Genomic DNA, 13561 nt, shown 5'->3' on the forward strand with positions numbered 1-13561 from the left:
TGCTGGGCAATAAAAAACCCGGTGTTCATTTGATGAACACCGGGTTTTTTATATGAAGTGCGATTCAAAATGTGGGAGGGGCCATCGGTCTTACGAATTTTTTACCAGCTTGACGGCCAGTACATCGCACGGCGCGCCGTGTAGTACATCATTGGCAGTAGAGCCCAGCAACAACGCCAAACCGTGACGACCATGGCTACCCACCACGATCAAGTCGCACGCCTTTTCCTTGGCCAAGTGGTGGATTTCCTGGCGCGGTTGGCCGTATGTCAGGTGGCAGTCGTCCTTTTTCAGGTGAGGGTATTTGAGAATCAAACGGTCCAGGCGCTCCTTGGCCTGGTCAAATTGTTGTTGCTGCAACTGTGAAAGGTCCATCGGTACGTCACCGCCAAAGGCCATGGCCATGGGCTCGACGATATGCACCAGCGACAATATGGCGCCATTGGCCAGTGCAGATTCCTGCGCGCGCTTGATCACCGGATCGCACTCTTCGGTCAGATCGACAGCGACCAGAATATGTTTGTAGGGCATGAGGCGTTCCTCCAAGGGACTGCAATAAGTTCAGTATGGCTGCTTTCAAGCGGATGGGGTTGCGTCAGGTCAAATCCGCTCATCTGGAAATTCGGGAGTACACATATGACGGTGTGGATAGTGGTGTCAATCCTTGCGGTGGTTTTAAGCCCCCTGGCTTGGCTGCGCCCATCGCGCCAGCAGAGCGGACGCATGGCCCTGCGCATGGAGGCGCGACGCATCGGCCTGGCCATGCAACTGGCGCCGCAGGAGTGGCCGCACTGGCTCAAGCACGAGCCGCCAAGCCCGTGTGCGCAGTATTGCCGGCCACGACGCGGCAGTGCGCCGGCCCTTTGGAGCTACTGGCAGCTGGAGCCAGGCGTGTGGGTCAACCAGTGGCGCGAGGTGTGCGTGGAGGAGGCCTTGCTGGCGCATTTTGCAACGCTGCCGGCCAATGTCTACAAGGTCGAAGCGGACAAGCAGATGATCGCCGTTTACTGGGGCGAAAAGGGCGAGGCGGGTGTACTCAGAGACATCGACGCGTTGCTCAAGGCCCTGGCCTGAAAGCCGCGCGATAAAAAGCCCGACATTCATCATCGGGCTGGAGTTGGCCAGGCAGGCCGGTAATGCTGTTTGTCGCGTCGGATGTTCATCCTGGCGCAGTAAGGTACTCGCTAGCCTAGCGGGCTTACCTGTTCTGTACAGCCCTTTTGCATAATCCCTGCATTATTGATTCAGTGAATAATTGAATATTCCCTCTGTGCGGGGCTAGGGTTGTGGTTCCTGAAATGACTGGAAAGTCGTGTTTTTCCTGGCCTTTGGAGCGATTGACAATTGCCCGGAATTGGATGAAGGTGGCGTACCCAAATCAAACGGGCGTATGAATTGAGCGTTTGTCTGTCAGATGCTTCATACATAATCCCGACTATCGCATTGGCGGGTGTGCCTGGCGGATGGGCGTGAACATTGGGCAAAACCTCAATGTCCAACCCTAGGCCAGCGTCCAGTGTGTACTGTTCAGCTTCCATATCGTGGAGATCAGTTGATGATTTACGAAGGTAAAGCCATCACGGTTAAGGCTCTTGAAAGTGGCATCGTCGAATTGAAATTCGACCTCAAGGGTGAGTCCGTCAACAAGTTCAACCGTCTAACCCTGAACGAACTGCGTCAGGCCGTAGACACCATCAAAGCGGATGCTTCGGTCAAGGGCGTGATCGTCTCCAGCGGCAAGGACGTGTTCATCGTCGGCGCTGACATCACCGAATTCGTCGACAACTTCAAGCTTCCCGATGCGGAGCTTGTGGCCGGCAACCTCGAAGCCAACAAGATTTTCAGCGATTTCGAAGACCTCAACGTACCTACCGTTGCCGCGATCAACGGCATCGCGCTGGGCGGCGGCCTGGAAATGTGCCTGGCCGCAGACTTTCGCGTGATGTCGGCGACTGCCAAAGTCGGCCTGCCCGAAGTCAAGCTGGGCATCTACCCGGGCTTTGGCGGCACCGTGCGCCTGCCGCGCCTGATCGGTGCCGACAACGCCATCGAGTGGATCGCCGCCGGCAAGGAAAACAACGCTGAAGACGCACTGAAAGTCGGTGCCGTCGATGCTGTGGTTGCCCCTGACAAGTTGGCTGAAGCTGCGCTGAACCTGATCAAGGGCGCCATCAGCGGCGAATTTGACTATAAGGCCAAGCGGCAGCCGAAGCTGGAAAAACTCAAGCTCAACGCCATCGAGCAAATGATGTCGTTCGAAACCGCCAAGGGTTTCGTGGCGGGTCAGGCCGGCCCTAACTACCCGGCGCCGGTTGAAGCGATCAAGACCATTCAGAAGGCAGCGAACTTCGGTCGCGACAAGGCCCTGGAAGTGGAAGCGGCCGGTTTCGTCAAACTGGCGAAGACCTCGGCGGCCCAGAGCCTGATCGGCCTGTTCCTGAACGATCAGGAACTGAAGAAAAAAGCCAAGGCCTACGACGAGATCGCCAAAGACGTGAAACAGGCTGCCGTACTCGGCGCCGGGATCATGGGCGGCGGTATCGCCTATCAGTCGGCGTCCAAGGGCACGCCGATCCTGATGAAAGACATCAACGAGCACGGTATCGAGCAAGGCCTGGCGGAAGCCGCCAAGCTGCTGGTCGGCCGCGTGGACAAAGGTCGCATGACCGCGGCGAAAATGGCTGAAGTGCTTAACGGCATTCGTCCTACGCTGTCTTACGGTGACTTCGGTCACGTCGATCTGGTGGTCGAAGCCGTCGTCGAAAACCCGAAGGTCAAGCAGGCCGTACTGGCCGAAGTGGAAGCGCAGGTCAAGGACGACACCATCCTGGCCTCCAATACCTCGACCATTTCCATCACGCTGCTGGCTCAGGCCCTCAAGCGCCCGGAAAACTTCGTCGGCATGCACTTCTTCAACCCGGTGCACATGATGCCGCTGGTGGAAGTGATCCGTGGCGAGAAGTCCAGCGAGCTGGCCGTTGCCACCACCGTGGCCTACGCCAAGAAAATGGGCAAGAACCCGATTGTGGTCAACGACTGCCCGGGCTTTCTGGTCAACCGCGTGCTGTTCCCCTACTTCGGCGGTTTCGCCAAGCTGGTCAGCGCCGGCGTGGACTTCGTGCGCATCGACAAGGTGATGGAAAAGTTCGGCTGGCCCATGGGCCCGGCGTACCTGATGGACGTGGTCGGCATCGACACCGGCCACCACGGTCGCGACGTGATGGCTGAAGGCTTCCCGGACCGCATGAAAGACGACCGCCGTTCGGCGATCGACGCGCTGTACGAGGCCAAGCGCCTGGGCCAGAAGAACGGCAAGGGCTTCTACGCCTACGAGGCCGACAAGAAGGGCAAGCAGAAGAAAGTGGCCGACCCGTCGGTGCACGAAGTGCTGGCGCCGGTCATCTACGAGCAGCGTGAGGTGTCCGACGAGGACATCGTCAACTGGATGATGATCGCCCTGTGCCTGGAAACCGTGCGCTGCCTGGAAGACGGCATCGTCGAAACCGCCGCCGAAGCCGACATGGGCCTGGTGTACGGTATTGGTTTCCCTCCGTTCCGTGGCGGTGCGCTGCGTTACATCGACTCGATCGGTGTGGCTGAGTTCGTTGCCCTGGCTGACAAATACGCTGATCTGGGCCCGCTGTACCACCCGACCGCCAAGCTGCGTGAAATGGCCAAAAATGGCCAGAGCTTCTTCGGTTAAGCGCCCCCGGACATTAGAGCGAGACTATTTATGAGCTTGAATCCAAGAGACGTCGTGATTGTCGACTTCGGTCGCACCCCGATGGGCCGCTCCAAGGGCGGCATGCACCGCAACACCCGCGCCGAGGACATGTCGGCGCACCTGATCAGCAAATTGCTGGAGCGCAACGTCAAGGTCGACCCCAACGAAGTCGAAGACGTGATCTGGGGCTGCGTCAACCAGACCCTGGAGCAGGGCTGGAACATCGCGCGCATGGCGTCGTTGATGACCCAGATCCCTCACACTGCAGCGGGCCAGACCGTGAGCCGCCTGTGCGGTTCGTCGATGAGCGCGCTGCACACCGCCGCGCAGGCGATCATGACCGGCAATGGTGACGTGTTCGTGGTCGGCGGCGTGGAGCACATGGGCCACGTGAGCATGATGCACGGCGTCGATCCCAACCCGCACATGTCGTTGTACGCGGCAAAAGCGTCGGGCATGATGGGCCTCACCGCAGAAATGCTCGGCAAGATGCACGGCATCACCCGTGAAGCCCAGGACGCGTTTGGCCTCCGTTCCCACCAGCTCGCCCACAAGGCGACCGTGGAAGGCAAGTTCAAGGATGAAATCATCCCGATGAACGGTTACGACGAGAACGGTTTCCTCAAACTGTTCGACTACGACGAAACCATTCGTCCGGATACCACCCTGGAAAGCCTGGCGGCCTTGAAGCCGGCATTCAATCCGAAGGGCGGCACCGTGACGGCCGGTACGTCGTCGCAAATCACCGACGGTGCCTCGTGCATGATCGTGATGTCCGCGCAGCGTGCCCAGGACCTGGGCATCCAGCCGATGGCGGTGATTCGTTCAATGGCTGTGGCGGGTGTGGACCCGGCGATCATGGGCTATGGTCCGGTTCCGGCCACGCAAAAAGCCTTGAAGCGCGCAGGCCTGACCATCGCCGATATCGACTTCTTCGAACTCAACGAAGCTTTCGCCGCACAGGCCCTGCCGGTGCTGAAAGATTTGAAAGTGCTCGACAAGATGAACGAGAAGGTTAACCTGCACGGCGGCGCAATTGCCCTGGGTCATCCGTTTGGTTGCTCCGGTGCACGTATCTCCGGTACTTTGCTTAACGTGATGAAGCAAAATGGCGGCAACCTGGGTGTTGCAACCATGTGCATTGGTCTTGGCCAAGGCATCTCCACCGTCTTCGAACGCGTCTAAGCGTTGCTTGGCGGAACGCCGGGGCCCAGTGCCCCGGTTTTTGTTTTTTGGCGTTTTGTAATATTTTTTTTACGAATTTTCTAAGGGGGCCGCAGCATGAAAGTCGAACCAGGGCTCTACCAGCATTATAAAGGTCCGCAATACCGTGTTTTCAGTGTGGCGCGGCACTCCGAAACCGAAGAACAAGTAGTGTTTTACCAAGCACTGTATGGCGATTACGGCTTTTGGGTGCGTCCCTTGAGCATGTTCGTGGAGTCCGTCGAAGTTGACGGCGAGCAGGTCCCGCGCTTTGCTTTGGTGCAGGCCGAACCCAGTCTTTTTTCAGGGCAATAACGGCAGGTCGCGCAGAGTGCTGCGCTTGACCTCACCTTGTTGCCACTATATATAGCGTTGCCGCGTCAGGCGCCAACTGCCTTTCACTTCTCGAATTCAGGAATTTTCCGATCCATGGGCAAATCGCTGGTCATTGTGGAATCCCCGGCTAAGGCCAAGACCATCAACAAGTACTTGGGCAACGAGTACGTGGTGAAGTCGAGTATCGGCCATATCCGAGACCTGCCCACCAGCGGTTCGGCTAGCGCCAGCAAGGAGCCTGCCGCCAAACGCGGCAAGGCCGCCGCGGGCGAAGGTCCGGTACTCACGCCAAAAGAGAAAGCGCGCAAGCAACTGGTCTCGCGCATGGGTGTGGACCCGGATCATGGCTGGAAGGCCAAGTACGAAATCCTTCCGGGCAAGGAAAAGGTCATCGAAGAGCTGCGCCGGCTCGCCAAGGATGCCGACACCATCTATCTCGCGACGGACTTGGACCGCGAAGGGGAAGCCATTGCCTGGCACCTGCGCGAAGCCATCGGTGGTGACGACAGCCGCTACAAGCGGGTGGTGTTCAACGAAATCACCAAGAAAGCCATCCAGGAAGCGTTTTCCAAGCCGGGCGAGCTGGACATCGACCGTGTCAACGCCCAGCAGGCGCGTCGTTTCCTCGACCGTGTGGTGGGTTACATGGTTTCGCCACTGCTGTGGGCGAAGATTGCCCGTGGCCTGTCCGCCGGTCGGGTGCAATCGGTAGCGGTCAAGCTGGTGGTGGAGCGTGAGCGCGAGATCCGTGCGTTCAACCCCGAAGAGTACTGGGAAGTCCACGCGGACCTCGGCACCGCCAAGGGCAACAATGTGCGCTTTGAAGTGGCCCGCGAGAAAGGCGAGGCATTCAAACCGCTGAACGAAACCCAGGCCATGGCCGCGCTGGAGAAGCTCAAGGCCTCCAGCTACAGCATCGTCAAGCGTGAAGACAAGCCGACCAGCAGCAAGCCGTCGGCGCCGTTCATCACCTCCACGCTGCAACAGGCCGCGAGCAACCGCCTGGGCTTCGGTGTGAAGAAAACCATGATGATGGCCCAGCGTCTGTACGAAGCTGGCTACATCACCTATATGCGTACCGACTCCACCAACCTGTCCCAGGACGCGGTGGCAATGGCGCGTACCTATATCGAAAGCGAATTCGGCAAGAAGTACCTGCCGGAGAAGCCGAACGTCTACAGCAGCAAGGAAGGCGCCCAGGAGGCTCACGAAGCGATTCGTCCTTCCGACGCCAACACTGAGCCGAGCAAGCTGAGCGGCATGGAACGCGACGCCGAGCGTCTGTACGAGTTGATCTGGCGCCAGTTCCTGGCATGCCAGATGCTGCCTGCGCAGTACCTGTCCACCACGGTGAGCGTGGGTGCCGGCGACTTCGAGCTGCGTGCCAAGGGCCGCATCCTCAAGTTCGACGGCTACACCCGTGTGATGCCGCAAATCGCCAAACCGGGCGATGACGATGTACTGCCGGACATGGCCCAGGGCGACACGCTGAAGCTGATCAAGCTCGACCCGTCCCAGCACTTTACCAAGCCACCGGCCCGTTACTCGGAAGCCAGCCTGGTGAAAGAGATGGAAAAACGCGGCATCGGTCGTCCTTCGACCTACGCGGCGATCATCTCTACCATCCAGGACCGTGGCTACGTGGCGCTGCACAACCGTCGCTTCTACTCGGAAAAAATGGGCGATATCGTCACCGAGCGTCTGTCCGAGAGCTTCTCCAACCTGATGGACTACGGCTTTACCGCCGGTATGGAAGAGAACCTCGATGACGTGGCCCAGGGCGAGCGCGACTGGAAAAACGTGCTGGACGAGTTCTACGGCGACTTCAAGAAGAAGCTCGAAGTGGCCGAAAGCCCTGACACCGGCATGCGCGCCAACCAGCCGGTGATGACTGACATTCCGTGCCTGACCTGCGGCCGGCCAATGCAGATTCGTACCGCGTCCACCGGCGTGTTCCTCGGCTGCTCGGGCTACAGCCTGCCGCCCAAGGAGCGCTGCAAGGCCACCGTTAACCTGGTGCCGGGCGATGAAATCGCCGCCGATGACGAGGGTGAGTCCGAGTCGCTGGTGCTGCGTGGCAAGCATCGCTGCCCGATCTGCAGCACGGCGATGGACGCTTACCTGCTGGACGAGAAGCACAAGCTGCACATCTGCGGTAACAACCCGGATTGCAACGGTTACGAGATCGAAGAGGGCAGCTACCGCATCAAGGGCTATGAAGGCCCGAGCCTGGAGTGTGACAAGTGCGGCAGTGAAATGCAGCTCAAGACCGGCCGTTTCGGCAAGTTCTTCGGTTGCACCAACCCGACCTGCAAGAACACCCGCAAGCTGCTTAAAAGCGGTGACGCAGCGCCACCGAAGATGGACCCGGTGAAGATGCCCGAGCTCAAGTGCGAGAAGGTCAACGACACCTATATCCTGCGCGACGGTGCGTCGGGGCTGTTCCTGGCGGCCAGCCAGTTCCCGAAAAACCGCGAGACCCGTGCACCGCTGGTGCTGGAAATCGTGCCGCACAAGGACGAAATCGATCCCAAGTACCACTTCCTGTGTGAAGCGCCGAAGAAGGATCCGGATGGTCGTCCAGCCGTGATCCGCTACAGCCGCAAAACCAAGGAGCAGTACGTGCAGACCGAAGTGGACGGCAAGCCGACTGGCTGGAAAGCCTTCTACGACGGTGGCAAGTGGAAGGTGGAGGACAAGCGTCAGGGCGCTTGATTCGCTAGTCTGTTAAGGTTGAAAGCCGTCTGTATAGACGGCTTTTGCTTTTTGTAGGAGCGAGTTTGCTCCCACACTGTCAGCATCAGGCTTATTCGTTGTGGAGATTGCCGTCATGGCCAACGAACTCTATACCCGTACCAACCAGAAAATTTACTTCGCGGGTTTGTCACTGGAAGCCCTCGGCCGTGCCGAGCAAGGCAAAGAGATGAACGCTATCGCGCTGACCCAGGCCGGTCGGGAAGCTGCCTTGTTTCATCTGTATGGTGCGTTACTGGGGCTGTGCCATGAAATCGCCGGGTACTACCGTCTGCCGCAGGCCGGTGCGCCCCGTGCGGAATTGATCATGACCCGTGAAGTGCTGGAGAGTATGGCTATTCCCGAGCTGGCCGAGCTGGTGGAAATGGCCCAGAGCCCGGACAGCTGGATAGCGCGCCTGCTCAAGGCTCATGCCGACATGTTCCAGCCGCCGCGTGTGCCTCACGTGCCCAAGGGGGATGTGACACAGCCGTTGATTGTGGCTATTTCGCTGGAAGACGATGAGCCCAAGCCGTTGAGCCGTGAGGAGTTGGAAAGCTGGCGCCAGGAGCTGAAAAAGCTGGCGTTGCGCTTTCGCGAAGGTTTGAACGAGTGCTGAAACGGCGTCACTGATGCTCACAGATAAAAGCTGTGGGAGATTCCAGCGCCGTCGCGCAGCAAACTGGAGTCTCTGTGGCTAGCGGTTTTTTTGTGTCTAGCGGGCTTTTTGTGGCGAGCGGGCTTGCCCCGCGTTGGGGGCAAGCGCCCCCCAGTCAAGGAAAGCGCGGTGTACCTGACGCTACGCAGCGCATGGTTTTGGGGCTGCTACGCAGCCCAACGCGGGGCAAGCCCGCTCGCCACAGGTGTGTGGTTGCCTGAAATAGCTCATGCTTTTGCGCTAAAGCGCCATTCATCAAGCCGTAAAGAAACCTCTTCAGTTCCACAGCGAAGCCGGGTGGATGACTGATATAATCCCGGCCTTTCGTGGAGAACAGATTTTTATGCCGACGTCCTTTCTGGAAATTGTTGAACTGCCTGACGGCCGCATCGAACTGCGCCGGGCTGAGGACGAAGGTTCTCTGGTTATTCTGGACTTTTCCGAGGACGCCAAGGTGTTCCTGCAAGGCCAGCACGTGGAAGTGGCAAAAGCCATGTTGAGCGTGGGTGTGCAGATGGCCGGTCGTCTGGCTGAAGGTGAGCCGGAGAAAGACGATGGCCCGAAGGTGCTTCATTGAATCACTGCCAAGACTGAATGGATTTTTGTGGCAAGCCCGCGTGCCACAAAAACCCGTTTACCCCAGTCGAATATTCAAACTCTGCGCATCACCCATGCGAGCAGCACTGATCAGTTGCTGTTTGGTTGTCGGGTTCAAAGGATTCAACCAGCTCACCACCGTATGGCTACGGCCCAGGCGCAATGCTTCGCAGGTTAACTGCTGGGCGCTTTGCAGGCCGCGTGGCTGCAGCAACAGGATGCGCTCGCGATTAAGGCCGGCGTCCCGCAGCCAGGCCTGAGTAAGGCTGGCGGGCGGGGCGATCAGCGTCAACCAGCGCGCGTCCTGCTCCTCGCTCAATTCCCGAAGGATCGGCGCCAGCAGGCTCAGGCAGTTCCCGGCAGCACCGCGCAACGACAATTCACTGAACGCCTCGGCCTCGGACCCCCACGGGGCCTCGACCGTTTCCTTGAGCAGCGGCGCAAGTGGTTGAGCCATGAAGGCCTCAAACAGCGACAGTTGTGCCTGTTGCGGGGTGTGCATGAACTGCATGATGCCTCCTAGCGGCGTATGACGCCGACACTCAAGCCTTCGATCACCAGGTCCTGATCTTTCAGGTTCACTTCAATCGGGGCGAACTCAGGGTTCTCGGCCAGCAGCCAGACCTTGCTGCCTTCACGCTTGAAGCGCTTGACCGTCACTTCATCGCCGATACGGGCGACGACGATCTGGCCGTTACGCGCTTCGCGGGTGGTGTGCACTGCCAGCAGGTCACCGTCGAAAATGCCCACGTCCTTCATGCTCATGCCATGTACCCGCAGCAGGTAGTCGGCGCGAGGGTGGAAGAAAGTCGGATTGATGTTGCAGGATTCCTCGACGTGCTGCTGCGCAAGGATCGGCGCACCGGCAGCGACTCGGCCAATGATCGGCAGGGTCGACTCATCGGCCTTGGCTTCAAAACCGGGGATGCGGATTCCCCGTGAAGCGCCTGGGGTCATCTCGATCGCGCCTTTGCGGGCGAGGGCCTTGAGGTGTTCTTCAGCGGCATTGGGGGATTTGAACCCCAGCTCCAGCGCAATTTCCGCTCGCGTCGGCGGGTAGCCGTTGTCATCGAGGCAGCGCTTGATAAAAGCCAGAATCTCAGCTTGGCGTGGCGTCAGTTTTAGCATGTTGATCGCTCTGTCTTTTTATACAGTGACTGGGATTATATACAGTGGACTGCGCTTGGCAATCATCCTTTTCCACACCGCCGCTGGACGGTCATTCGGCAGGCTTCCCACAAGGCAGAGGTAGCGCTGCCTACACACCGCCAAGGATGTGATTAAATACCGGTGAAAAAGGTGACTGCCCGGCCGGAAAACGAACTCACAGGCTTGACAAGACATACCTTGAAACGTATGTTTCAAACAAGTGTTTGTCAGGCGGAGTAGCCATGGCCCAGTCGGAAACCGTTGAACGCATTCTCGATGCCGCCGAGCAATTGTTCGCGGAAAAAGGATTCGCCGAAACTTCATTGCGCCTGATCACCAGCAAGGCCGGGGTTAACCTGGCCGCAGTGAACTACCATTTCGGCTCGAAAAAAGCCTTGATCCAGGCGGTGTTTTCGCGCTTTCTGGGGCCGTTCTGCGCCAGCCTCGACCGCGAGCTGGAGCGCCGCCAGGCCAAGGCCGACCACAAGCCGAGTCTGGAAGACCTGTTGGAGATGCTCGTCGAGCAGGCCCTGGTGGTTCAACCGCGCAGCGGAAACGACCTGTCGATCTTCATGCGCTTGCTGGGCCTGGCGTTCAGCCAGAGCCAGGGCCACCTGCGTCGTTACCTTGAAGACATGTATGGCAAGGTGTTCCGTCGCTACATGTTGCTGGTCAACGAAGCCGCTCCGCGCATTCCGCCCATCGAACTGTTCTGGCGCGTGCACTTCATGTTGGGCGCGGCCGCGTTCAGCATGTCCGGGATCAAGGCACTGCGTGCGATTGCCGAGACCGATTTCGGCGTCAACACCTCCATCGAGCAAGTGATGCGCCTGATGGTGCCGTTCCTGGCCGCCGGCATGCGCGCCGAAACCGGTGTCACCGACCCGGCCATGGCTGACGCCCAACTGCGCCCACGCAGCAAAACTGCACCCGTGCCCGCCAAGGTTTGACCGCTGCGGGTGTGCTTGGCTGCTTGCATCCGCTAAAGTAGCCGCCATGCCGATTTCAGCTATTTACTCGCACCCCGTCGTGCTCACCGTACCTGGTGAGGGCGACGGGGTGTGCGCGTTATTAAAGGAAGGTTTATGACTGCTGCCCTGCAAGGTTCTTTGATGGTCGACGTTGCCGGTACATGGCTGACGGCCGAGGATCGCCACTTGTTGCGCCAGCCTGAGGTAGGCGGTCTGATCATTTTTGCGCGCAATATCGAGCATCCGCGGCAGGTGCGTGAGCTGAGCGCGGCGATACGCGCGGTGCGTCCGGACCTGCTTCTGGCGGTCGATCAGGAGGGCGGTCGCGTACAGCGCCTGCGCCAGGGTTTTGTACGCCTGCCGGCCATGCGTGCGCTGGCGGACAACCCCAACGCCGAATACCTGGCCGAGCAGTGCGGCTGGATCATGGCCACTGAAGTGCTGGCGGTTGGCCTGGACCTGAGCTTCGCCCCGGTGCTGGACCTGGACTACCAGCGCAGCGCCGTGGTGGGCACCCGTTCCTTCGAGGGCGACCCCGAGCGCGCTGCCGTACTCGCCGGTGCCTTTATTCGCGGCATGAACAGCGCCGGTATGGCCGCCACTGGTAAACACTTCCCCGGCCACGGTTGGGCCGAGGCGGATTCCCACGTCGCCATTCCCAATGACGAACGCAGCCTGGAGCAGATTCGCGCCAATGACCTGGTGCCTTTCGCGCGGCTGAGTCGGCAATTGGCGGCAGTGATGCCGGCGCACGTTATCTACCCGCAGGTTGACGCCCAGCCAGCCGGCTTTTCGCGACGCTGGTTACAGGACATCCTGCGTGGCGAGTTGCAATTTGACGGCGTGATTTTCAGCGATGACCTGTCCATGGCCGGCGCCCATGTGGTCGGCGACGCCGCCAGCCGTATCGAAGCAGCGCTGACTGCCGGCTGCGACATGGGGCTGGTGTGCAACGATCGCGCGGCCGCCGAGCTTGCACTCACCGCCGCGCAACGGATGAAGGTCACGCCCTCTGCGCGCATTGCGCGGATGCGCGGCCAGGCAATTGCGTCGACGGACTACAAGCAGGACCCGCGTTGGATGCTGGCGACAGGTGCGCTGCGGGATGCGCAATTGATCGAGTGACAAGCGGTGTTTGTCCGCGGCTTCAAGTGTAGGAAGCCTCCGAATCAAGTAGCTGTATGTTCGTACTGGTAGGCAGGACATATCCGTCTTTATCTGTTTAACGACCGGTGTAAAGTGTGTACCCATGAGCGATCTGATCAAACGTCTCGCTAGCCTGGACTGGTAGGATAACTTTACGCGTAGCACGCTTGAGGGTGCTTTTGACTATGCCGATGAAGGCCGCATCCAACTGGTCGAGGTCGGCGCCCAGCGACTCATTGCAAAATGCAGAGGCTCTGGCGGCAATGTCTATTCGGTGGTGATCACGCTGGCCGCCACAGGCGGCCCGGACTTCAGCGATATGCATTGCGTGTGTTCCTGCCCTGTGGGATGGACTGCAAACATGCTGCTGCCGTCTTGTTCGAGTTGAGCATGAACATGCTATCGAATGAGCAGGATGAGCGAGGAGAACCTGCGCAGGCACCGAGCGAGCGTCTTCATCCGCAGATCGAGCAATGGCTCAACACGATCCCTGCCACCACTCCCGCGATTGAGTCATTACCCAAAGGCAGCACCATCTGCCTGTTGTACCAGCTCAATCCGGATGCTTATTCAAATCGCTGGTCGCTGAGTGTCTATCGGGCGCGCCCCCTGAAAAAGGGCGGTTTCGGCGACATCAAGGCCCTGTATTCCCTCGATGAAACCCTGTCGCGCGCGCCGGCGTACATGTTGGAGGTGGACCAGCGTATTTGTCGGTTGCTGTTGCTTGGAAGAGCCTATGGGCGGCACGGCAGCAGTTTTCCGCTGGAGGGGGAGGACGGCGCTGAAATTCTCAAGCTGGCGCTCAAGACCGAGCGCCTCTACCTGGACTTCGATGCTCAGTTGCCCCTGAACGCAGGCGCCACGCGTGTGGCTCATTTCAACTGGACCGTGCAATCGGACGGCAGCCACCGACCGCAGTGGCGAGCGGGCTTGCCCCGCGTTGGGGTGCGAAGCGCCCCCCATCGAGCAAAACGCGGTGTACCTGATACGGCTCAGCGCCTGGCTTTGGGGCTGCTGCGCAGCCCAACGCAGGACAAGCCTGCT

Annotated in this window: 13 protein-coding genes and 1 pseudogene; 10 read left to right on the top strand and 4 right to left on the bottom strand. The window is 59.4% G+C overall.

Features of this window, described 5'->3' with window-relative positions:
* Positions 1-90: 90 nt before the first annotated feature.
* Positions 91-531, bottom strand: coding sequence for a universal stress protein (locus LUB09_RS06845; RefSeq protein WP_209990097.1), 441 nt, complete (start codon positions 529-531; stop codon positions 91-93).
* 105 nt (positions 532-636) lie between these two features.
* On the opposite strand from LUB09_RS06845, the gene LUB09_RS06850 reads away from it, so the two are divergent.
* The 7 genes from LUB09_RS06850 (at position 637) to LUB09_RS06880 (ending at position 9231) form a co-directional block, all read left to right on the top strand.
* Positions 637-1074 carry a hypothetical protein gene (locus LUB09_RS06850; RefSeq protein WP_231422139.1) on the top strand — a complete coding sequence of 146 codons (438 nt, stop codon included), beginning with the start codon at positions 637-639 and terminating at the stop codon, positions 1072-1074.
* Positions 1075-1555: 481 nt separating this feature from the next.
* Positions 1556-3703 (top strand): fatty acid oxidation complex subunit alpha FadB, encoded by a 2148-nt coding sequence (gene fadB / locus LUB09_RS06855; RefSeq protein ID WP_209990103.1) that lies wholly within the window; start codon positions 1556-1558, stop codon positions 3701-3703.
* A 30-nt stretch (positions 3704-3733) separates the two neighbouring features.
* Complete coding sequence (gene fadA, locus LUB09_RS06860) at positions 3734-4909, top strand: acetyl-CoA C-acyltransferase FadA (protein WP_003234046.1); 1176 nt, start codon at positions 3734-3736, stop codon at positions 4907-4909.
* Positions 4910-5005: 96 nt separating this feature from the next.
* Positions 5006-5242, top strand: coding sequence for a DUF1653 domain-containing protein (locus LUB09_RS06865; RefSeq protein WP_057009560.1), 237 nt, complete (start codon positions 5006-5008; stop codon positions 5240-5242).
* A gap of 114 nt (positions 5243-5356) precedes the next feature.
* Positions 5357-7978 carry a type I DNA topoisomerase gene (gene topA / locus LUB09_RS06870; RefSeq protein ID WP_209990106.1) on the top strand — a complete coding sequence of 874 codons (2622 nt, stop codon included), beginning with the start codon at positions 5357-5359 and terminating at the stop codon, positions 7976-7978.
* Positions 7979-8093: 115 nt separating this feature from the next.
* Positions 8094-8615, top strand: a complete 522-nt coding sequence (locus LUB09_RS06875; protein ID WP_209990109.1) for a DUF6586 family protein — start codon at positions 8094-8096, stop codon at positions 8613-8615.
* Between the two features lie 382 nt (positions 8616-8997).
* Entirely contained in the window at positions 8998-9231 is a 234-nt protein-coding gene (locus LUB09_RS06880) for a hypothetical protein (RefSeq protein ID WP_209990112.1), read from the top strand.
* A 57-nt stretch (positions 9232-9288) separates the two neighbouring features.
* Here LUB09_RS06880 and sulA read toward each other — a convergent pair whose 3' ends face one another.
* Entirely contained in the window at positions 9289-9762 is a 474-nt protein-coding gene (gene sulA / locus LUB09_RS06885; RefSeq protein WP_209990116.1) for an SOS-induced cell division inhibitor SulA, read from the bottom strand.
* An 8-nt stretch (positions 9763-9770) separates the two neighbouring features.
* The gene (lexA, locus tag LUB09_RS06890; protein ID WP_003172575.1) at positions 9771-10379 is read right to left on the bottom strand and encodes a transcriptional repressor LexA; all 609 of its coding nucleotides are present in this window, start codon (positions 10377-10379) and stop codon (positions 9771-9773) included.
* Positions 10380-10642: 263 nt separating this feature from the next.
* On the opposite strand from lexA, the gene LUB09_RS06895 reads away from it, so the two are divergent.
* Together LUB09_RS06895 and nagZ are read left to right on the top strand one after the other, a co-directional pair.
* Positions 10643-11350: a TetR/AcrR family transcriptional regulator gene (locus LUB09_RS06895; protein ID WP_003234056.1), complete on the top strand. Its 708-nt coding sequence runs from the start codon at positions 10643-10645 to the stop codon at positions 11348-11350.
* Between the two features lie 135 nt (positions 11351-11485).
* A complete protein-coding gene (nagZ, locus tag LUB09_RS06900) occupies positions 11486-12496 on the top strand; it encodes a beta-N-acetylhexosaminidase (RefSeq protein ID WP_209990122.1) in 1011 nt (336 codons plus the stop codon).
* Positions 12497-12593: 97 nt separating this feature from the next.
* On the opposite strand, the gene LUB09_RS06905 is transcribed toward nagZ, so the two are convergent.
* Entirely contained in the window at positions 12594-12842 is a 249-nt protein-coding gene (locus tag LUB09_RS06905) for a hypothetical protein (protein ID WP_231422141.1), read from the bottom strand.
* Positions 12843-12847: 5 nt separating this feature from the next.
* On the opposite strand from LUB09_RS06905, the pseudogene LUB09_RS06910 reads away from it, so the two are divergent.
* Positions 12848-13561, top strand: a pseudogene (locus LUB09_RS06910) (hypothetical protein); the annotation flags it as partial.

The sequence above is a fragment of the Pseudomonas sp. Leaf59 genome (assembly GCF_920984685.1).
Taxonomy (GTDB): Bacteria; Pseudomonadota; Gammaproteobacteria; order Pseudomonadales; family Pseudomonadaceae; genus Aquipseudomonas.

Coding starts and splice junctions, on each gene's coding strand:
- LUB09_RS06845 (WP_209990097.1), bottom strand. CDS start 531: ATGCCCTACAAACATATTCTGGTCGCTGTCGATCTGACCGAAGAGTGC.
- LUB09_RS06850 (WP_231422139.1), top strand. CDS start 637: ATGACGGTGTGGATAGTGGTGTCAATCCTTGCGGTGGTTTTAAGCCCC.
- fadB (WP_209990103.1), top strand. CDS start 1,556: ATGATTTACGAAGGTAAAGCCATCACGGTTAAGGCTCTTGAAAGTGGC.
- fadA (WP_003234046.1), top strand. CDS start 3,734: ATGAGCTTGAATCCAAGAGACGTCGTGATTGTCGACTTCGGTCGCACC.
- LUB09_RS06865 (WP_057009560.1), top strand. CDS start 5,006: ATGAAAGTCGAACCAGGGCTCTACCAGCATTATAAAGGTCCGCAATAC.
- topA (WP_209990106.1), top strand. CDS start 5,357: ATGGGCAAATCGCTGGTCATTGTGGAATCCCCGGCTAAGGCCAAGACC.
- LUB09_RS06875 (WP_209990109.1), top strand. CDS start 8,094: ATGGCCAACGAACTCTATACCCGTACCAACCAGAAAATTTACTTCGCG.
- LUB09_RS06880 (WP_209990112.1), top strand. CDS start 8,998: ATGCCGACGTCCTTTCTGGAAATTGTTGAACTGCCTGACGGCCGCATC.
- sulA (WP_209990116.1), bottom strand. CDS start 9,762: ATGCAGTTCATGCACACCCCGCAACAGGCACAACTGTCGCTGTTTGAG.
- lexA (WP_003172575.1), bottom strand. CDS start 10,379: ATGCTAAAACTGACGCCACGCCAAGCTGAGATTCTGGCTTTTATCAAG.
- LUB09_RS06895 (WP_003234056.1), top strand. CDS start 10,643: ATGGCCCAGTCGGAAACCGTTGAACGCATTCTCGATGCCGCCGAGCAA.
- nagZ (WP_209990122.1), top strand. CDS start 11,486: ATGACTGCTGCCCTGCAAGGTTCTTTGATGGTCGACGTTGCCGGTACA.
- LUB09_RS06905 (WP_231422141.1), bottom strand. CDS start 12,842: ATGCATATCGCTGAAGTCCGGGCCGCCTGTGGCGGCCAGCGTGATCAC.